Genomic DNA, 18733 nt, shown 5'->3' on the forward strand with positions numbered 1-18733 from the left:
TCGGGGTGGTGGTCGGGTGGTCTGGTGGCGGGGTGGCCGCGGGTGCGGCCGGTGCTCGGGTCGCCGTCCGCGCGTCAGCGCGACAGCGACCCGCGGTCTTCGGTGGCGTCGTCGAGCCCGATCTCGGCGAGGGCGGACTGGGGGTCGTCGTAGACGCGGCGGAGCGCGACCGTGCCGGCGGCGACGGCCTGGATCTCGCCGCTGACGCGGGTGAAGGCGACGTCGATGTCGCCGGGGGTGGCGCTGTGGCGAGCGAAGCTGGTGCGCACGACGTCGAGCGCCGGCGGGTAGGCGGTGAAGCCCTGGCCGCACAGCACGACGCGGTCGGGGTTGAGCATGTCGCGCACGGCCGCCGTGACGCGGCCGAGCACGGCGGCCCGCTCGCAGAGCACCTGGTGCGCGACGTCGTCACCGGCCACGGCGGCGTCGATGACGGGCCGCACGCCGGTGGCGGCCGCGCGGGCGACGGCGTACTCGCTGGCGACCGCCTCGAGGCAGCCGGTCTGGCCGCAGTGGCAGCGTGCGGTGCCGCCGGCCGGGAAGTGGCTCAGCCGGCCGGCGCGCGCGATCTCCATGCCCCACGGCCGCTCGTTGGCCATGACGAAGCCGACGGTGTCGCGCGCGTAGACGTAGAGCGTGGAGCCGGGAAGGTCGTCGGGGCGGGCGATGTACTCCGCCGCCGCGATGGCCGGCACCAGCTCCCACGACTCGACCTCGAGCCCCAGGGTGCCCTCGAGCGCGGCGGTGAGCTCGTCGCGGTCGAGGTCGACGTCGCCCCAAGGCGCCACCAGCCCGGCGCTGAGCGCGATGCGGGTGGAGTGGGTGGCGAGCAGCCGGGTGAGCCCGGTCGCCGCGGCGACGGCGAACGAGGCGGCGTCGTGCCCGCGCGGGTCGAGCACCGCGCTGGCGATGACGCGGCCGCGCAGGTCGCCGAGGGCGAGGGTGGCGGCGCGGCGTCCGACGTGCACGCCGAGGGTGACGTAGCGGGCGTCGTCCAGGTCGACCGGCACGTTGGGCCGGCCCACGCTGCCCTCGGGCACGAGGTCGGGGCGCTCGCGCAGGAGTCCCTGCTCGGCGAGCGCGGTGACCGTGCGGCCGACCGTCGAGACGCTGAGGCCGGTCTTGCGGGCCAGCTCGTCACGGGTGAGCGCGCCCGAGCGGCGCACGTGGGTGAGGATGCGGCTGGACGGAGCACCGAACGGGCCCAGTGCGAGCACCAGCATCATCGGACCTGCCCCTAACTGTAGTAATCAAGGTTTGTTTGTTGCTTTGCCCGAGATTGGGAGCAGTGAACACCATCGGGGCGTCGGGGCCGAACACCGACCCGCCGTTGTCGTCACGGTGCGAGAAACGGTTGCCGTTCCCGCGCCCCCGACCCCACGCTGCGTCGACCGCGCCGTACCGGCCCGGTCCACGGCGCCGCCCGGTCCGCCCGCTCGGGGGCGGACCGCGCCGCCGTCCCCCTCTCTCCAGCCGTCACCCCGTCGTCGTCGCCCCAGGAGGCCCTCGTCGTGTCGCGTCACCAGCTCACCGCCGGCTCGGGCCACCGCGCCCCGTCCGGCGCCCCGAACGTGCTCGTCGTGATGCTCGACGACATGGGCTTCGGCGCCTCGTCGGCGTTCGGCGGCCCCTGCCGGATGCCGACGGCCGAGCGGCTCGCCGAGAACGGCCTGCGCTACAGCCGCTTCCACACCACCGCGCTGTGCTCACCGACCCGCAGCGCGCTGCTGACCGGTCGCAACCACCACAGCGTCGGCATGGGCACCGTCACCAACCTCGCCACCGACGAGCCCGGCTACGACGCGATGCGCTCGCCGTCGAAGGCCACGCTGGCGCGCACCCTCAACCTCAACGGCTACGCCACCGGCGCCTTCGGCAAGATGCACCAGACGCCGAACGCCGAGGTGACGCCCGCCGGCCCCTTCACCCACTGGCCCACCAACGAGGGCTTCGAGAAGTTCTACGGCTTCCTGGGCGGCGAGACCGACCAGTTCGTGCCCAACCTCATCAGCGGCACGACCTACATCGACCCGCCCGCCACCGAGGCCGAGGGCTACCACGTCTCGGAGGACCTCGTCGACCAGGCCGCCGCCTGGATCCGCGGCGTCCGCACCTTCGACGCCGACCGGCCGTGGTTCGCCTACCTGCCCTTCGGCGCCACCCACGCGCCGTTCCACGTGCCGCGCGACCGGCGCGAGGACTACCGCGGCGAGTTCGCCCACGGTTGGGACGAGCAGCGCGAGCGCACGCTGGCCCGCCAGAAGCAGCTCGGCCTCGTGCCGGACGACGCCGAGCTGGCCCCGTGGGCCGAGGGTGCGCCGCACTGGGACGAGCTGAGCGACGACGACCGCACCGTGGCCGAGCGGCTGATGGAGATGTACGCCGCCTTCGCCGAGCACACCGACGCCCAGGTGGGGCGCCTCGTCGACGAGCTCGAGCGCCTCGGCGAGCTCGACAACACGCTGGTCTACTACATCCTCGGCGACAACGGCGCCTCGGCCGAGGGCGGCATCGAGGGCACGCTCAACGAGATGCTGCGGCTCAACGGGCTGCCCGACACCACCGAGCGCATCCTCGAGCAGCTCGACGACATCGGCGGCCCCACGACCTACCCGCACTACAACGTGGGCTGGGCGCTCGCGATGGACACGCCCTACCAGTGGGCCAAGCAGGTGGCCTCGCACTACGGCGGCACCCGCAACGGCCTGGTCGTGCACTGGCCCGCGGGCATCGTCGAGCGCGGCGAGGTGCGCCACCAGTGGCACCACGTCATCGACGTCGCCCCGACCATCCTCGAGGTCGCCGGGCTGCCCCACCCGACGTCGGTCGACGGCGTCGAGCAGGACCCGATCCAGGGCACCTCGATGCTGCCGAGCCTCACCGACGGCGCCTCGCCCGAGGTGCACACCACCCAGTACTTCGAGATGCACGGCAACCGCGGCGTCTACCACGAGGGCTGGACGGCGGTCACCAAGCACCGCACCCCCTGGACCGTCGGCCAGATCGAGATGCCGGCCTTCGAGGACGACCGCTGGGAGCTCTACGACACCACCAGCGACTGGACCCAGGCGCGCGACATCGCCGCCGAGCACCCCGAGCGGCTCGCCGAGCTGCAGGCGCTCTTCCTCGCCGAGGCGCAGAAGTACGACGTCCTGCCGCTCGACGACCGCTTCCTCGAGCGGCTCATCCCCGAGCTGAGCGGACGCCGTCTCGCCCCGAGCACCATGACGCTCGACCGCAGCATGGGCCGGCTCGCCGAGGACGCCGTCCCCAACGTCAAGAACACCTCGTGGCGCATCAGCGCCGACGTCGAGCCCGACACCGACACCAGCGACGGCGTGCTCGTCGCGCAGGGCGGGCAGTTCGGCGGCTGGTCGGTCTTCCTCGTCGAGGGCCGCCCGGTCTACGCCCACAACTACCTGGGGGTCGAGACCGTGCACGTCGAGGGCCCGGACGTCGTCCCCGCCGGCCGGCACCGCGTCGAGGTCGCCTTCGCCTACGACGGCGGCGGCCTGGGCCGCGGCGGCGACCTCACGCTGCTGGTCGACGGCGAGACCGTCGCCACCGGCCGCCTCGAGCGCACCGTGCCGTTCGGCTACTCGATCGTCGAGAGCCTCAACGTCGGCCTCGACTGGGGCACCCCGGTCAGCCCGCGCTACTCCCGCGACCGCGGCAACCGCTACGACGCCGTCCTGCACACCGTGACCATCGCCGTCGGCGACGACGCCGTGCAGCCGACCGACGACGAGGCGATGCGCGCCGTCCTCACCTACCACTGACCTCCCTGCCCACCGCGAGACCGCTCGACCCCACTCCCCGACCGAGAGGAAGCACCATGACCATCCAGATCGACCGACCCACCACCGGCGAGGTGACCGTCACCCAGATCGGCGGCCGCATCGGCGCCCTGATCGAGGGGGTGCGCGTCGGGGGCGACCTCGACGAGGCCACCGTCGCGACCATCCGCCAGGCGCTGCTCGACCACAAGGTCGTCTTCTTCCGCGACCAGCACCACCTCGACGACGACGGCCACATCGCCTTCGCCGACCTGTTCGGCCAGACCACCAAGGCGCACCCCACGGTCAACACCGGCAGCGCGAAGGTGCTGAGCGTCGCCGCCAACCGCGGCATGGCCGCCAACAGCTGGCACACCGACGTCACCTTCGTCGACCGCATCCCGGCGATGAGCACGCTGCGCGGCGTCACCATCCCCGCCTTCGGCGGCAACACCGTGTGGGCCAACACCACCGCGGCCTACGAGCAGCTGCCGGCGCCGCTGAAGGCGCTCGTCGACGACCTGTGGGCGGTGCACTCCAACGAGTACGACTACGCCGCGATGACCGAGAACGACGAGGAGAAGAAGGACGAGAACCTCCAGTTCTCCCGCGGCGAGTTCGCCCGCACCGTCTACGAGACCGAGCACCCCGTCGTCCGCGTGCACCCCGAGACCGGCGAGCGCACGCTGCTGCTCGGCCACTTCGTCAAGAAGTTCGTGGGCCTGAACTCCTCGGAGTCGACCGCGCTGTTCCAGCTGCTGCAGAACCGCATCACCAAGCTCGAGAACACCTTCCGCTGGCAGTGGCGCGAGGACGACGTCGCGCTGTGGGACAACCGCGCCACCCAGCACTACGCGGTCGCCGACTTCGGCACCCAGCCGCGCGAGGTGCGCCGCGTGACGGTGGCCGGCGACGTCCCCCGCAGCGTCAGCGGTCGCTCGAGCACGATCCTCAAGGGCGACGCCGAGGACTTCTCGACCATCGCCTCGCTCGTGAGCTGACGTCTCGTCGAGCCCGTGATCCGTTCGATCGAACGGTTCACGGGTGCTGGGGGCCCGGTCGGCCGCTCGATCCGTTCGATTGAACGGTTCGGGCCGCTGACCGGGCCCCTCGCGTGTCCGGACCGTTCAATTGAACGGTTCGGGCCGGGGTGAGCGCGGAGGCTTCTGCCACGATGCTCGGGTGATGCGCCCGTGATCCGCCACCTCAACTGCGCGACGCTGCGTCCGGTCTACGGCACGAAGATCGTGGCGCACTGCCTGCTGGTCGAGCGGCCCGAGGGGCTGCTGCTGGTCGACAGCGGGCTGGGCACCGCCGACCTCGCCGACCCGAAGCGGCTCGGCCGGGTGTGGCGGTCGTGGATGCGCCCGGCGCTCGACCCGGCGGGCACGGCGGCGGCGCAGGTGGTCGCGCTCGGCCACGACGTCGGCGACGTCACCGACGTCGTGCTGACCCACCTCGACCTCGACCACGCCGGCGGCGTCGCCGACTTCCCGCACGCGCGGGTGCACGTCTACGACGCCGAGCTCGAGGCGGCGCTGCACCCGCGCGGCAAGGAGCACGGCCGCTACCTGCCGGTGCAGTGGAGCGAGGCCGACTGGGTGACCCACCGCGTGCCCGACGACGCCGAGCCGTGGTTCGGGATGGACGCCGTCCCGACCGTCGGCGACGACGTCCTGATGGTGCCGCTGCCCGGCCACAGCCGCGGCCACGTCGGGGTCGCCGTGCGCGACGGTGAGCGGTGGGTGCTGCACGCGGGCGACGCGTTCTACGCCGCTGGCGAGCTCACCGACCACACCGACTGCCCCCGCCGGCTGCGCGCCATGCAGCGCATCCTCGCCGTGGACGACGCCCAGCGCGTCGCCACCGCCGACCGCCTCCGCACCCTCGTCGCCGACCACGGGGACGAGGTCGAGGTCGTCTGCTCCCACGACCGCACCCAGCTCGAGTCCGCCACCGCCGACGCCTGAGCCGACCGCCACGGTGGTCGAGGTGCGAGGCCGGCCACGGCCGAGCCTCGAGACCGCGGAACGCCAGGCCCTTCGACGAGCTCAGGGTCCGTGTGCAGGCGTTGGCATCGGGAGGCCGGTGGTCTTGAGGCTCGTCGCCGGGGCTCCTCGCACCTCGACCGTCGTCATCCCGCCTCCCCGACGATGGTCGAGCAGCGAGTCCGGCCACGGCCAAGCCTCGAGACCGCGGAACACTAGGCCCTTCGACAAGCTCAGGGTCCGTGGGCGGGCGCCGGCATGGCAACGCCGCCCGACGATGGTCGAGGTGCGAGGCCGGCCACGGCCGAGCCTCGAGACCGCGGAACGCCAGGCCCTTCGACGAGCTCAGGGTCCGTGTGCAGGCGTTGCCATCGCAAGACCGGTGGTCTCGAGGCTCGTCGCCGGGGCTCCTCGCACCTCGACCATCGTCATCCCGCCCCGCGGGTCAGCCGGCGCAGACGGCGAACGGGAGGTCGCCGGCGAGGGTGAGGGCGGCGGCGGCGGGGGCATCGGCGAGGGTCCAGCCGAGGCGGCCGCTGTGGGGGTCGGCGACGGGGCTGGCGAACGCGTCGGTGAAGGCCGGGCCGGCGAGGTCGGCGCGCTCGAAGGCGTCGTCGCGCAACGGACCGAGGCGGGCGGTGGCCAGGGTGGCGCCGAAGGTGATCGAGAACGGCCCCAGCTCGTCGAGGCCGTCGACCGGGTCGCCGGGCACGCACTCCCGCGAGACGTAGGTGGCGCCGGCGCCGATGCCCACCAGCGACAGCAGCTCGGGGTCCATCGCCCAGCTGTCCTCGCCGGGCTCGCGGTCCTCCGAGGTGACCAGGTGGGCCTCGCGCCACACGGTGGCGCCGTCGAGCGGTCCCTCGCCCAGGCCGACGGCACTGACGACGCCGTCCATCGGCAGGTCGTCGCGGAAGGCGACCACCCAGCCCTCGCCGTCGGGCCCGGAGAACCGGGCCTCCCAGGCGACGTCGTCCTCGCCGAACCCGTGCTCCTCGAGCAACCCGGCGGTGTCGGGGCCGCGCAGCAGGCCCTCGCTCAGCAGCGGCGCCTCCGCGTCGGCCTGCCGCCAGAAGCCGGCACGGTCGGCGGCCGGCGAGGCACTGGTGAGCTCGCCGAAGCCCAGCTGCAGCCGCAGCTCGGTGTAGTCGGTGACGGTGAGCTCGGTGGCCGAGGCGGGCGTGCGCTCCATCGCCTGCGCCGCGGGCTCGCGCTCGGCGCCGGCCTCGGGCGTGGCGGTGGGGCTCGGCGGGGGCGGCGGCGGCTCGGCGGCCTGCTCGTCACAGCCGACGAGCCCCCCGACGAGCGCGGCGAGGGTGAGCGAGAGCACGATCGTCTCGCGGTGCCGCCGCCTCATGGCGACATGATGGCAAAGATCGGGCCGGGACGACGAGGGGTCGCGTCACCACGACGTGCGAGGGTTCGGCTGTGGCAGCGACACCCCCGGCCGCGCGGCGAGGCCGCCCCGGGCACGACTACGAGACGGTGCTGCGCCGCGCGATCGACCTGTTCAACCAGCGCGGCTACGACGCCACGAGCATCGCCGACCTCGCGCAGAGCCTCGGCGTCACCAAGTCGGCGATCTTCCACCACGTGGCGAGCAAGGAGGAGCTGCTCGCCGCCGCGCTCGACGAGGCGCTCACCGGCCTGACCGCCGCCATCGAGTCGGCTGCCGCGCGCCACGACGGCGCGAGCGCGGCGCAGCGCCTGCGCGGCACGGTGGAGGAGTCGGTGCGCATCCTCGCCGCGCACCTCCCGGCGGTGACGCTGCTGCTGCGGGTGCGCGGCAACAGCCCGGTCGAGCAGGACGCCCTGCGCCGCCGCCGCGTGGTCGACGAGTCGCTGGCGCGGCTGGTGCGGGAGGCGGCGTCCGAGGGCGACCTGCGGGCCGACGTCGACCCCGACGTCATCAGCCGGCTGCTGTTCGGCACCGTGAACTCGCTGGTCGAGTGGTACGACCCCGCCGGTCCGGTCGACCCCGACGCGCTCGCCCACACCGTGACCGCGCTGGCCTTCGAGGGCCTCACGCCCCGCTGACGGACCCGTCGACGGCGGGGTTGGGGCGGCCGAGCGAGCGGCTGCGGCCGCGGAACTCCGCGACCACCGCGCCGTCGCGGCTGACGGTGACGTCGTAGACGCCCGACCGTCCGCGCAGCGCCACCTCGCGCGCGTCGGCGACCAGCTCGTCGCCGGCCCGCGCCGACTCGAGCAGGACGACGTCGAACCCGGCCGCGACCGTGATCGTGCCGTGCGTGTTGCAGGCGGCGGCGAAGGCGCTGTCGGCGAGGGTGGCGACCAGGCCGCCGTGCGCCATCCCCCAGCCGTTGACCATGTCGTCGCGCACCGTCATGGCCACCCGGGCCCGCCCGGGGCCGACGTCGAGCAGCCGCATGCCGAGCGCGCGGCTGGCGGCGTCGCCGTCCCACATCGCCGCGACGCAGCGGCGGGCCAGCTCGTCGGGGTCGGTGGGGCTCATGCGTCGAAGTCGACGGTGACGGCGTCGCTGACCGGGCGGCTCTGGCAGGTGAGCACGAAGCCGCGGGCGACCTCGTCGTCGTCGAGGGCGTAGTTGCGGCGCATCTCGACCTCGCCCTCGGGCACGTGCGCGCGGCAGGTGCCGCACACGCCGCCCTTGCACGCGAAGGGCAGGTCGCTGCGGGTGGCCGCGGCGGCGTCGAGGATCGTGCGGCCGCGCGGCATGGCCGCGGTGGTGGTGCGGCCGTCGAGGCGGATCGTCACCTGGGACGTCGCGCCGTCGGCGTCCGCGTCGGCCTGCTGGTCGCGGTGCAGCTCGGGCGGCGGCTCGTCGACGTAGAACAGCTCGACGTGCACCCGCTCGCGGGGCACGCCCAGCTCGGCCAGCACCTCGCGGGCGTCGGCGATCATCCCGAACGGCCCGCACAGCCACACGTGGTCGAGGGCGTCGACGGGCACCAGCGAGGTCAGCAGCCGACGCAGGCGGTCGCCGTCGAGCCGGCCGGCGAACAGGTCGACGGCGTGCGGCTCGCGCGAGAGCACGTGCGCCAGCTCGAAGCGCGCCGGGTGCCGGTTCTTCAGGTCGGCCAGCTCGTCGGCGAACATCACCGACCCCGAGGTGCGGTTGCCGTAGAGCAGCGTGACCCGGGCGTCGGGGTTGGTGAGGATGGTCGAGGCGATCGACAGCATCGGCGTGATGCCCGAGCCGGCCGCGATGCACAGGTGGCGGCCACCGGCGTCCGGGTCGGCCCGGAACGACCCCTCGGGGGCGCCGACCTCGACGACGTCGCCGGGCCGGACGTCGTGCACGAGCCACGACGAGAACAGCCCGTCGGGGATCTCGCGCACGCCGACCCGCGGCGCGGCGCCCGCGGGCGCGCAGATGGAGTAGGAGCGTCGCTCCTCGCGGCCGTCGACCTCGCGGCGCAGCGTCAGCCACTGGCCGGCCTCGAAGGCGTAGACGTCGCGCAGGTCGTCGGGCACCGCGAAGGTGACGGCGACGGCGTCGTCGGTCAGGCGCTCGACGCCCGCGACGGTGAGCGGGTGGAAGGCCACGCCCTAGATCTCCTTCACGTGGTCGAAGGGCTCGAGGCAGTCGGCGCAGCGGTAGAGCGCCTTGCACGCCGTGGAGCCGAACTCGGAGGTGAGCTCGGTGCGGCCCGACCCGCACTGCGGGCAGGTCACGTCGCGCCGGGTCGGCAGCAGGCTGAGCGTCACCGGCCCGGACGGCGCGGGCCCCGGCGGCGAGATGCCGTGACGGCGCAGCGCGGCCCGGCCCCGCGCGCTGATCCAGTCGCTGGTCCAGGCGGGGTGCAGGCTGACGCGCACCTCGGCGTCGTAGCCGTGCTCGCCCAGGGTGCGCAGCAGGTCGTCGCGCATCGCGGCCATGGCGGGGCAGCCGGAGTAGGTGGGCGTGATGGTGACGACGACGTGGGCGCCGTCCTGCTCGACGCCGCGCAGCACGCCGAGGTCGGCGAGGGTGAGCATCGGCAGCTCGGGGTCGACGACCCGGCTCGCGACCTCGAGAGCGGTGCTCTGCCGGTGGCCGGCCGGCGCGGCGGTCACGGTCACCACCGGCCCTGCGGGTGCACCCGCGCCACGCTCTGCAGCTCGGCCAGCACCAGGCCGAGCTGCTCGGTGTGCCGGCCGTCGCGACCGGTGAGCCCACCGTGCGCGCCGATCGGCTTCACGTCGGGACGCTCGAGGTCGGCGACGCCGAGCACCTGGTCGAGCAGCACGTCGACCTCGGCCGCCACGCTGCTCGGCCGCACCCCGACGCCCACCTCGGCGAGCTCGGCCTCGACGGCGTGGTCGCGGTCGAGCTCCCACCGCAGCGGCCACACGGTGGCGAGACCGGCCTGCACGCGGCGGCGGGACTCGGCGGTGCCCTGCGCGAGCGTGACGACCCAGCGGCCGGCGTAGTCGCGGTGGTAGGTGATCTCCTTGACCGCCTTGGCGGCGATGGCCGACAGCACCGGGTCGCGGCTCGTGGCCAGCCGCTGCATCAGGGCGAGTCGCCAGGTGGCTAGCACCAGCAGCCGGACGACGGTCGCGGCGAAGTCGCCGTTGACCTGCTCCACCAGGCGCACGTTGCGGAAGGCGTCCTGGTCGCGGAAGAAGGCGAGCGCGTCCTCCGGCGGCACCGGCGACCCCTCCGGCAGCGCCGGGACGACGGCCGGGTCGGCCGCCGCGGCGCGCGCCAGCAGCAGGCGGGCCTGGCCGAGCAGGTCGAGCGCGATGTTGGCGAGGGCGATGTCGTCCTCGAGGTCGGGCGCGCGGCTGCACCACTGCGAGAGCCGGTGCGAGGCGACCAGCGCGTCGTCGCCGAGCATCAGGCAGTAGGCCGCGAGCGCCGTCCGGTCGACGCCGTCGGGCACGGTGGTGTCGACGCCGGCGAGCGGGTCCTCGAACGAGGTGCCGAAGGCCCACTGCGAGTCGTCGCCGCCGAGCAGGCCGTCGTAGACGGAGTCGTGGTCCTGGTCGTCCATGGTCGCGGCCTCCTTCACATGTGAGGGACGTCGTCGGGGATGTCGTAGAACGTCGGGTGCCGGTAGACCTTGTCGCCGGCGGGCGCGAACAGCGGGTCCTTCTCGTCGGGGCTCGAGGCGGTGATGGCGTCGGCGCGCACCACCCAGATCGAGACGCCTTCGTTGCGCCGCGTGTAGACGTCGCGCGCGTGCCGCACCGCCATCGCGTCGTCGGCGGCGTGCAGCGAGCCGACGTGCACGTGGTTGAGGCCGCGCTTGCCGCGCACGAAGACCTCGTAGAGCGGCCACTCGCCGCGCACCCGCTCGCCCAGGCCGGTCGGCACGCCGTCCAGCGGGACGGCGCCGTGCCCGCCGTCGGCGGTGAAGTCCTTCGGCTCGCTCATCGAGCGGCCTCGGTCGGCGCGGACGCGTTCCTCTCCGCGAAGGCGGTGGCCGCCTCGCGCACCCAGGCGCCGTCGTCCCAGGCCACCTTGCGGTGGGCGAGTCGCTGGGCGTTGCACGGACCCTCGCCGCGGACGACGGCGGCGAACTCGTCCCAGTCGGGCTGGCCGAAGTCGTGGTGGCCGCGCTCGGCGTTCCAGCGCAGGTCGGGGTCGGGGAAGGTGACGCCGAGCCGCTCGGCCTGGGGCACCGACATGTCGACGAACTTCTGGCGCAGCTCGTCGTTGGTGTCGCGCTTGATGCCCCACGCCATCGACTGGGCGGTGTTGGGCGAGTCGGCGTCGGGCGGGCCGAACATCATCAGCGCCGGCCACCAGAACCGGTCGACCGACTCCTGCACCATGGCGCGCTGCTCGTCGGTGCCGGCCATCATCGTCATCAAGAGCTCGTAGCCCTGCCGCTGGTGGAAGGACTCCTCCTTGCAGATGCGGATCATCGCCCGGCCGTAGGGGCCGTAGGAGGTGCGGCACAGCGGCACCTGGTTGCAGATGGCGGCGCCGTCGACGAGCCAGCCGATGGTGCCGACGTCGGCGTAGCTGAGCGTGGGGTAGTTGAAGATCGAGGAGTACTTCTGGCGGCCCTCGATGAGCTTCTCGGTGAGCTCGGCGCGCGAGCTGCCGAGCGTCTCGGCGGCGGAGTAGAGGTAGAGCCCGTGGCCGGCCTCGTCCTGCACCTTGGCCAGCAGGATCGCCTTGCGGCGCAGCGACGGCGCGCGCGTGATCCAGTTGCCCTCGGGCTGCATGCCGATGATCTCGGAGTGCGCGTGCTGGGCGATCTGGCGCACCAGCGTGGCGCGGTACCTCTCCGGCATCCAGTCACGCGGCTCGATGCGGTCGTGGCGCTCGACCACCGCCTCGAACTCTGCCGCCAGCTCTGCCTCGAGCTGCGTCTCGAGCTGCGTCTCGAGCTGCGTCTCGAGCTGCGTCTCGAGCTCGTCGTCCGCGACCGTCATGCTGCCTCCTCGACGCCCTTTCCTGACCGCTCGGTCTGTAATACAGTCCCACGCGGGACGACGGCGCGCAAGCGTCGGCCCGCGCGAGCCCCCACCAGGACGGAGCACCACCGTGACCCGACGTCTCGAGAGCTACGCGGCCGGACGCTGGTTCCGCGCCGACGACGAGGGGCAGCCCCTGCTCGACGCCGCCACCGGTGCCGAGGTGGCGCGGCTGTCGTCGTCCGGGCTCGACCTCGACGCGATGGTGTCCCACGGCCGCACCGTCGGCGGCCCGGCGCTGCGGGCGCTGACCTTCCACGAGCGTGCGGGGCTGCTCAAGGCGATGGCCAAGCACCTGCTGGAGCGCAAGGACGAGCTGTACGAGCTGTCCTACGCCACCGGCGCCACGCGGCGCGACAGCGCGGTCGACATCGACGGCGGCATCGGCACGGTGTTCTCGATCGCCTCCAAGGGCACCCGCGAGATGCCCAACGACACCGTCTACGTCGACGGCGGGCTCGAGCAGCTGGGCCGTGAGGGCACCTTCGTCGGCCAGCACGTGCACACCTCGCGGGTCGGCGTCGCGGTGCAGGTCAACGCCTTCAACTTCCCGGTGTGGGGGTTCCTGGAGAAGCTGGCGCCGGCGTTCGTGGCCGGCGTCGCGTCGATCGTGAAGCCGGCCGAGCAGACCGCCTACGTCACCGAGGCCGCGGTGCGGATGATCGTCGAGTCGGGCCTGCTGCCCGAGGGCAGCCTGCAGCTGCTGGCCGGCAGCCCGGCCGGGCTGCTCGACGTCCTCACCGTGCAGGACCAGGTGGCTTTCACCGGCTCGGCCCACACCGCCGGGCTGCTGCGCAACCACCCGAGCGTCCTGCACGGCGGCGTCGGGCTGACCGTCGAGGCCGACTCGCTGAACTGCTCGATCCTCGGCCCCGACGTCGGCGCCGACGACCCCGAGCTCGACCTGTTCGTCGGGGCCGTGGTCACCGAGATGACGGTCAAGGCGGGCCAGAAGTGCACCGCCATCCGCCGCGTCATCGTGCCGCGCGCGATGCGCCACACCGTGGCCGAGGCGATCGCGGCGCGGCTGGCGAAGGTGACCGTCGGCGACCCGCGCTCGGAGTCGGTGCGCATGGGCGCGCTGGTCTCGCTCGACCAGCGCGAGGAGGTGCGCAAGGCGGTGCAGTCGCTGCGCGCCTCGGCCGAGGTCGTCTTCGGCGACCCCGACCGCGTCGAGGTCGTGGACGGCGACGCCGAGCGCGGCGCCTTCATCTCCCCCGTGCTGCTCTCGGCCGCCGACGGCGCGGTCGAGCCGCACGACGTCGAGCCGTTCGGCCCGGTGAGCACGATCGTGGCCTACGACACCGTCGAGGACGCCGTCGAGCTGGCCGCCCGCGGCCGCGGCAGCCTGGCCGGCTCGGTGGTCACCCACGACCCCGACGTCGCGCGGGCCGTCGTCCTCGGCCTCGCGCCGTGGCACGGCCGCATCCTCGTGCTCGACCGCGCCGGCGCCGCCGAGGCGGCCGCCGCGGGCGGTCACGGATCGCCGCTGCCGGTGCTGGTGCACGGCGGCCCGGGCCGCGCCGGCGGTGGGGAAGAGCTCGGCGGCGTGCGCGGCATCCTGCACCACATGCAGCGGACGGCGATCCAGGGCTCGCCCGACATGCTCACCGCCATCACCGGCCGCTGGACGCGGGGCTCGCAGCGGCGCGCGGACGACGTCCACCCGTTCCGCAAGTCGCTGGCCGAGCTGCGCATCGGCGACACCATCGCCTCGGCGCCGCGCGCGGTGACCCGCGCCGACATCGACCACTTCGCCGAGTTCACCGGCGACACCTTCTACGCCCACACCGACCCCGAGGCGGCCGCCGCCAACCCGCTGTTCGGCGGCATCGTGGCGCACGGCTACCTGGTGGTCTCGCTGGCCGCCGGGCTGTTCGTCGACCCCGACCCCGGCCCGGTGCTGGCCAACTTCGGCGTCGACCACCTGCGCTTCCTCACGCCGGTGAAGGCCGACGACACCATCGCGGTCACGCTCACGGTCAAGCAGATCACCCCGCGCACCAACGCCGAGTACGGCGAGGTGCGCTGGGACGCCGTGGTCGCCAACGCCGACGGCGAGCCCGTCGCGACCTACGACGTCCTCACGCTGGTCGCCAAGACCTGGCCCTGACGGACCGACGACGATTGCCGCTGACGGTGGTTGAGGTGCGAGCGCAGCGAGCCTCGAAACCCCGTCAGCGCGCATCCCAGGCCGCCTACGCCGCCACCCACCACCCGAGCGCCGCAGCCGCCGCGCAGCACACCAGCGGCCCGACGAGGTTGACCACCACCCACCCCCGCCGCCCGCCCAGCCCGAGCCGCAGCGTGTCGACCATCGCCGTGGCGAAGGTGGTGTAGCCGCCGCACAGCCCGACGCCGAGCACGAGCCGGGTGTCGTCGGCGAGCGCGCCGGTGCTCGCGGCCGCGGTGATCGTGCCGAGGGCGAAGGAGCCGGTGACGTTGATGACGAACGTGGCCCACGGCAGCCCGCGGTCGCGGTCGGCCAGCAGCCGCACGACGGCCTGGTCGACCAGGTAGCGCAGCGCGGAGCCGACGCCGCCGGCCAGGCCGATGAGCAGGGCGAGGGTCACCGCTCACCCCGGGTCGCGAGCCGGTGGCCGAGGACCGCCGCGCCGATGCCGCCGACGAGCGAGACCACGGCGTACGAGACCGCCGTGACCGCGCGGCCGTCGGCCAGCAGCCGCTCGAGCTCGACGGCGAGGGTGCTGTAGGTGGTGTAGCCGCTGACCACGCCGGTGCCGAGCAGCAGCCGCAGGCGGGCGTCGTCCGCGAACCGGGTGACGAGCCAGGCGAGCGCGAAGGCGCCGGTGAGGTTGACGGCCAGGGTGCCGAGCGGCCAGCCGCCGGTGACCGGGAGCAGCAGCGAGACGCCGTAGCGGGCCAGCGTGCCGACGAAGCCGCCGAGGAGGACGAGCGCGACGGCGAGCCCGTGGCCGGGAGAGTCCCGACGGGCGGTCGTCGTGGTCATCGCCGTCCCTCTCGTCCGATATCGTGGGCTGCTGGTGCGCCGGGAAGTCTGGTCGGCATTCTGTCGCCGACCCCGGAGCACCCATGCCATCGCCCTCCACCCGCCCGAGCCGGCTGTTCGCACGCGGCAGCTGGCCCGAGGCCTCGCGCGTCGCCGACATCCTGCGCGCCGAGACCACGGGGGGTGTGCTTCTCATCGTCGGGGCGGTGGTCGCGCTGGTGTGGGCGAACTCGCCGTGGTCGTCGTCGTACGCCGACCTGCGCGACCTCACCGTCGGCCCCGCGTCGCTGCACCTCGACCTGAGCCTGGCCACCTGGGCGGCCGACGGCCTGCTCGCGATCTTCTTCTTCGTCGCCGGGCTCGAGCTCAAGCGGGAGTTCGTGGCCGGCGACCTGCGCGACCCGCGCCGGGCGGCGCTGCCCGTGGCCGCGGCGGTCGGCGGGATGGCGGTGCCGGCCCTGATCTTCGTGCTCTGGAACCTGGGCGGGGGCGACGACCTGCGCGGCTGGGCCATCCCGACCGCCACCGACATCGCGTTCGCGGTGGCCGTGCTCGCGATCATCAGCACTCACCTGCCCACCGGACTGCGGATGTTCCTGCTCACCCTGGCGATCGTCGACGACCTGCTCGCCATCACGGTGATCGCGTTCTTCTACACCGACGAGCTGCACCTGGCCCACCTCGGCCTGGCGCTGGTGCCGCTGGCGGCGTTCGCGTTCCTGGTGCAGCGACGGGTGCGGTCGTGGTGGCTGCTGCTGCCGCTCGCTCTGGTGACGTGGGCGCTGGTGCACGAGTCGGGCGTGCACGCAACGGTGGCCGGCGTCCTGCTCGGGTTCGTGGTGCCCGTCGTCCGGCAGGCGCCCGGCGATGGTCCGGGCCTGGCCGAGCACTTCGAGCACCGCTTCCGCCCGCTGTCGGCCGGCGTCGCCGTCCCGGTCTTCGCCTTCTTCGCCGCCGGCGTCACGGTGGGCGGTCTCGACGGCCTGTCGTCCGCGCTGCGCGACCCCGTCGCCCTGGGCGTCATCACCGGGCTGGTCGTCGGCAAGACCGTCGGCATCACCGGGTTCACCTGGCTGCTCGCCACCTTCACCCGCGCCGACCTCGACGACGAGCTGTCGTGGACCGACGTCGTCGGCATGTCGATGCTCGCCGGCATCGGCTTCACCGTCTCGCTGCTCATCGGCGAGCTCGCCTTCGGCCCCGGCACCACCCAGGACGACCACGTCAAGGTCGCCGTCCTCACCGGCTCCCTGCTCGCCGCCCTCCTCGCCACCGTCGTCCTGCGCCTGCGCAACCGGGTCTACCGCCGGTTGTGGGAGGCCGAGCAGGTGGACGACGACCAGGACGGCATCCCGGACGTCTACCAGCGCGGGCAGGCCTGAGCGCAGACTCGGATGGGGCCGGGGAAGGCCGGTTGCCCCGACCTGGCGGCGACTCTCGGCGCCCAGCACGACCCTCACGGCGAGGCCGTTCGAGAGGATCCCGGCGGCCGCGGTGGGAGCGGTGACCGGACCCCACCGCGAGGCCCACCCTCGTGCACGGAAGGTCGTGGTCGCGCCACGGCGGCGCCCCCCACCCGAGTGTGTCCCGCCGCCGCTCCGAGCGAGAGGCGCCGTCAGAACCGCATGGCGCCGTCCGCGGACGGGTCGCCCTCCGTTCTGGGGCAGTAGTCGGGGTTGGGTGAGAGGTGGTGCGAGCCGGGTGCCGCCTGTCATGCGGGTGCGGCCCGAGCCGCGGCGGGCGGGGTGCGACGGTGTGGGACGGTTCGAGTGTGACGGCGAGCAAGCGGTCCCGTGTCGACGAGGCTCACGTGAGGGAGCTGAACGCCGTCGTCCGGTCGCTTCGCGTGGCGGCGGACGGGGTGGACCGGTTCGTCCCGTGGTTCGACCCCGACAGCGGCGGGGTCGGGTCTCGGGTGCTGGTGCTGATGGAGTCGCCGGGGCCTCGAACTGTGGCGGCCGGTGATCTGGGGTTCAGCTCGGAGGACAACCAGGATCCGACGGCAGCAGCGCTGCGCGAGGCCCGGGTGGCCTCGGGGCTGCCCCGGTCGGCGTACCTGCGCTGGAACGTCGTGCCGTGGCCCGTCTACGACGGGGACGGGCGCCGGCGTCCACCCACCGTCGCCGACCTGGACGAGGCCAGGCCGGCGCTGAATGCCGTCCTCGGCCTCCTGCCCGGTCTCGAGCTGGTCGTGGCGGTAGGGGCCCCGGCTCTGAACGGCATCATGCGGCTCCTCACGTCGGCCCCCGACGAGCCGGACGAGCCGGGCGAGCCCGGCGGGGTGACGCGCCTGCCTCGGGTGCTGGGGGTGCCGCATCCCTCGCCCCGCAACGCCCACGATCGCGTGGAGTCGCGAGCCAGGCTCCGTCGCGCGCTCACGGCCCTCACGCGGGTGCCTTGAGCAGGTGCCCGTGGTAGACGCCGTGAGCGGTGCGGGCCGCGACGGTGAGCCAGGCGGCGAGCAGCCCGACGTAGAAGACGACCGCGGCGACGACCAACAGGTGTGCGTCGGTGACGTCTGCCAGTCCGGAGGTGCCGGTGACCACGGTGCCGACGGGGAAGGTGAAGGACCACCACGTCAGCGCGAACGGCATGCCGGCGCGCATGGCACGCGCGGTGATGGCTATCGCTAGCGAGGCCCACAGCATGGCGAACCCCCACACCGGCAGGCCGTAGACGAGGCCGGCGGCCTCGAAGGCGGTGCCGTAGGGCGAAGGCAGGACCCCGGGTGCGGTGGCGCCGAGGGTGTGGCCCGCGGTGATCGACTGGCCGAGCGGACCGAGCACGATCCACAGGGTCGGGACGGTCGCTGCGGCGCCGGGCCCGTGGCGGGCCAAGCGGCCCCAGATGAGCGCGATGACCACGAGGCTGGCGACCAGAGTGAGACCGAACATGGCCGTGCAGGCCAGCTGCATCGTCAGCTGCCACTGCCCAGCCGGGAGGTGCGGGATCAACAAGGGTCCGGTGGCCGCGCTGACCATGGGCGGCACGACCGGCATCAGCCACCCGCCGAAAGCCGAGTCGCTCTGCACGTCGTGCGTGGTGAAGGTCTTGTAGGGCACGGCGACCGCGGTCCAGAGCCCGAGGGCGGTGCCTGCGGTCCACAGCACGGCGTCGAGGTAGACCGCCACCGACCCACCCAGCACGGGCTGGCCGACCAGCAGGGCACCTGCGCCGACGGTCATCAGCGCCATGGCGGGCGCCCCGTAGAAGTGCGACATGACCGGGTCGTCGAGGTGGCCGCGCGCCGTGGCGCGATGACGGCGCCAGTGCACCACCGTCGCCGCCACGACAGCCGTGAGCAGGCCGACGTCGAGCAGCCACACGATCCGGGCGAAGACCAGCAGGCCCGGGAGCTGAACCGGAAGCGTGGCCGCGGCATTGGCGACGATGCCGGTGCCCATCACCGAGGCGAACCAGTTGGGTCCGATGAAGCCGAACGCAGGCTGTCCCTCCAGCCCGGCCAACCATCCGCTGCTCGCCCGGGGCCCAGGGCGGGGCGAGGAGCTCGCAACGGTGGGGTCGGTGTGCGGCTCGACGGCTGCGAGGTAAAGCTGATTGCCCATGACCCCACCGTCCTCCGGCCGGCTCGCCACCGG

At 73.7% G+C, this 18733-nt stretch carries 18 protein-coding genes; 7 read left to right on the forward strand and 11 right to left on the reverse strand.

Features of this window, described 5'->3' with window-relative positions:
* Nucleotides 1–74: 74 nt before the first annotated feature.
* Nucleotides 75–1226, reverse strand: a complete 1152-nt coding sequence (locus ABEA04_RS00280; RefSeq protein WP_345453075.1) for an ROK family protein — start codon at nucleotides 1224–1226, stop codon at nucleotides 75–77.
* 285 nt (nucleotides 1227–1511) lie between these two features.
* On the opposite strand from ABEA04_RS00280, the gene ABEA04_RS00285 reads away from it, so the two are divergent.
* The 3 genes from ABEA04_RS00285 (at nucleotide 1512) to ABEA04_RS00295 (ending at nucleotide 5746) form a co-directional block, all read left to right on the forward strand.
* Entirely contained in the window at nucleotides 1512–3779 is a 2268-nt protein-coding gene (locus ABEA04_RS00285) for an arylsulfatase (protein ID WP_345453077.1), read from the forward strand.
* 56 nt (nucleotides 3780–3835) lie between these two features.
* On the forward strand, nucleotides 3836–4777 hold the full coding sequence (locus tag ABEA04_RS00290) for a TauD/TfdA dioxygenase family protein (protein WP_345453079.1): 942 nt from the start codon (nucleotides 3836–3838) through the stop codon (nucleotides 4775–4777).
* A gap of 192 nt (nucleotides 4778–4969) precedes the next feature.
* The gene (locus ABEA04_RS00295) at nucleotides 4970–5746 is read left to right on the forward strand and encodes an MBL fold metallo-hydrolase (RefSeq protein WP_345453082.1); all 777 of its coding nucleotides are present in this window, start codon (nucleotides 4970–4972) and stop codon (nucleotides 5744–5746) included.
* A gap of 463 nt (nucleotides 5747–6209) precedes the next feature.
* Here the strand turns inward: ABEA04_RS00295 and ABEA04_RS00300 are convergent, their stop codons facing one another.
* Nucleotides 6210–7121: a hypothetical protein gene (locus ABEA04_RS00300; RefSeq protein WP_345453084.1), complete on the reverse strand. Its 912-nt coding sequence runs from the start codon at nucleotides 7119–7121 to the stop codon at nucleotides 6210–6212.
* Between the two features lie 71 nt (nucleotides 7122–7192).
* On the opposite strand from ABEA04_RS00300, the gene ABEA04_RS00305 reads away from it, so the two are divergent.
* Nucleotides 7193–7801, forward strand: a complete 609-nt coding sequence (locus ABEA04_RS00305) for a TetR/AcrR family transcriptional regulator (protein WP_345453087.1) — start codon at nucleotides 7193–7195, stop codon at nucleotides 7799–7801.
* On the opposite strand, the gene paaI is transcribed toward ABEA04_RS00305, so the two are convergent.
* The 6 genes from paaI to paaA are packed head-to-tail and all read right to left on the reverse strand — an operon-like array spanning nucleotide 7788 to nucleotide 12121.
* The gene (paaI, locus tag ABEA04_RS00310) at nucleotides 7788–8240 is read right to left on the reverse strand and encodes a hydroxyphenylacetyl-CoA thioesterase PaaI (protein WP_345453090.1); all 453 of its coding nucleotides are present in this window, start codon (nucleotides 8238–8240) and stop codon (nucleotides 7788–7790) included. The genes ABEA04_RS00305 and paaI overlap by 14 nt on opposite strands.
* Nucleotides 8237–9295, reverse strand: a complete 1059-nt coding sequence (paaE, locus tag ABEA04_RS00315) for a 1,2-phenylacetyl-CoA epoxidase subunit PaaE (RefSeq protein WP_345453093.1) — start codon at nucleotides 9293–9295, stop codon at nucleotides 8237–8239. Before paaE ends, paaI begins: the two co-directional genes overlap by 4 nt.
* Nucleotides 9296–9298: 3 nt before the next feature.
* Nucleotides 9299–9811, reverse strand: a complete 513-nt coding sequence (paaD, locus tag ABEA04_RS00320; RefSeq protein ID WP_345453095.1) for a 1,2-phenylacetyl-CoA epoxidase subunit PaaD — start codon at nucleotides 9809–9811, stop codon at nucleotides 9299–9301.
* Nucleotides 9808–10728 (reverse strand): 1,2-phenylacetyl-CoA epoxidase subunit PaaC, encoded by a 921-nt coding sequence (paaC, locus tag ABEA04_RS00325; protein WP_345453098.1) that lies wholly within the window; start codon nucleotides 10726–10728, stop codon nucleotides 9808–9810. The genes paaD and paaC overlap by 4 nt, the downstream gene beginning before the upstream one ends.
* A gap of 14 nt (nucleotides 10729–10742) precedes the next feature.
* The gene (gene paaB / locus ABEA04_RS00330; RefSeq protein ID WP_425576970.1) at nucleotides 10743–11111 is read right to left on the reverse strand and encodes a 1,2-phenylacetyl-CoA epoxidase subunit PaaB; all 369 of its coding nucleotides are present in this window, start codon (nucleotides 11109–11111) and stop codon (nucleotides 10743–10745) included.
* Nucleotides 11108–12121: a 1,2-phenylacetyl-CoA epoxidase subunit PaaA gene (paaA, locus tag ABEA04_RS00335; RefSeq protein ID WP_345453100.1), complete on the reverse strand. Its 1014-nt coding sequence runs from the start codon at nucleotides 12119–12121 to the stop codon at nucleotides 11108–11110. Before paaA ends, paaB begins: the two co-directional genes overlap by 4 nt.
* 112 nt (nucleotides 12122–12233) lie before the next feature.
* Here paaA and paaZ point away from each other — a divergent pair, with 112 nt between their 5' ends.
* Complete coding sequence (paaZ, locus tag ABEA04_RS00340; RefSeq protein WP_345453103.1) at nucleotides 12234–14276, forward strand: phenylacetic acid degradation bifunctional protein PaaZ; 2043 nt, start codon at nucleotides 12234–12236, stop codon at nucleotides 14274–14276.
* 85 nt (nucleotides 14277–14361) lie between these two features.
* Here the strand turns inward: paaZ and crcB are convergent, their stop codons facing one another.
* Both crcB and ABEA04_RS00350 read right to left on the reverse strand, forming a co-directional pair.
* Nucleotides 14362–14736, reverse strand: a complete 375-nt coding sequence (gene crcB, locus ABEA04_RS00345; protein WP_345453106.1) for a fluoride efflux transporter CrcB — start codon at nucleotides 14734–14736, stop codon at nucleotides 14362–14364.
* Entirely contained in the window at nucleotides 14733–15134 is a 402-nt protein-coding gene (locus tag ABEA04_RS00350) for a fluoride efflux transporter FluC (RefSeq protein ID WP_345453108.1), read from the reverse strand. The genes crcB and ABEA04_RS00350 overlap by 4 nt, the downstream gene beginning before the upstream one ends.
* 83 nt (nucleotides 15135–15217) lie before the next feature.
* Between ABEA04_RS00350 and nhaA the strand changes: the two genes are divergently transcribed.
* Together nhaA and ABEA04_RS00360 are read left to right on the forward strand one after the other, a co-directional pair.
* Entirely contained in the window at nucleotides 15218–16516 is a 1299-nt protein-coding gene (gene nhaA / locus ABEA04_RS00355; protein ID WP_345453111.1) for a Na+/H+ antiporter NhaA, read from the forward strand.
* A gap of 428 nt (nucleotides 16517–16944) precedes the next feature.
* A complete protein-coding gene (locus ABEA04_RS00360; protein WP_345453113.1) occupies nucleotides 16945–17535 on the forward strand; it encodes a uracil-DNA glycosylase in 591 nt (196 codons plus the stop codon).
* On the opposite strand, the gene ABEA04_RS00365 is transcribed toward ABEA04_RS00360, so the two are convergent.
* Nucleotides 17519–18601, reverse strand: coding sequence for a TDT family transporter (locus ABEA04_RS00365; protein WP_345453116.1), 1083 nt, complete (start codon nucleotides 18599–18601; stop codon nucleotides 17519–17521). The genes ABEA04_RS00360 and ABEA04_RS00365 overlap by 17 nt on opposite strands.
* Nucleotides 18602–18733 lie beyond the last annotated feature (132 nt).

Origin of the sequence: Nocardioides marinquilinus (assembly GCF_039543705.1) — a bacterium.
In the GTDB taxonomy this organism is placed as follows: domain Bacteria; phylum Actinomycetota; class Actinomycetes; order Propionibacteriales; family Nocardioidaceae; genus Nocardioides; species Nocardioides marinquilinus.

Excerpts from the sequence above, each read along its gene's own strand:
- ABEA04_RS00300 (WP_345453084.1), bottom strand. The coding sequence starts at position 7,121 with ATGAGGCGGCGGCACCGCGAGACGATCGTGCTCTCGCTCACCCTCGCC.
- nhaA (WP_345453111.1), top strand. The coding sequence starts at position 15,218 with ATGCCATCGCCCTCCACCCGCCCGAGCCGGCTGTTCGCACGCGGCAGC.
- ABEA04_RS00290 (WP_345453079.1), top strand. The coding sequence starts at position 3,836 with ATGACCATCCAGATCGACCGACCCACCACCGGCGAGGTGACCGTCACC.
- paaC (WP_345453098.1), bottom strand. The coding sequence starts at position 10,728 with ATGGACGACCAGGACCACGACTCCGTCTACGACGGCCTGCTCGGCGGC.
- paaA (WP_345453100.1), bottom strand. The coding sequence starts at position 12,121 with ATGACGGTCGCGGACGACGAGCTCGAGACGCAGCTCGAGACGCAGCTC.
- ABEA04_RS00280 (WP_345453075.1), bottom strand. The coding sequence starts at position 1,226 with ATGATGCTGGTGCTCGCACTGGGCCCGTTCGGTGCTCCGTCCAGCCGC.
- ABEA04_RS00350 (WP_345453108.1), bottom strand. The coding sequence starts at position 15,134 with ATGACCACGACGACCGCCCGTCGGGACTCTCCCGGCCACGGGCTCGCC.
- paaI (WP_345453090.1), bottom strand. The coding sequence starts at position 8,240 with ATGAGCCCCACCGACCCCGACGAGCTGGCCCGCCGCTGCGTCGCGGCG.
- paaB (WP_425576970.1), bottom strand. The coding sequence starts at position 11,111 with ATGAGCGAGCCGAAGGACTTCACCGCCGACGGCGGGCACGGCGCCGTC.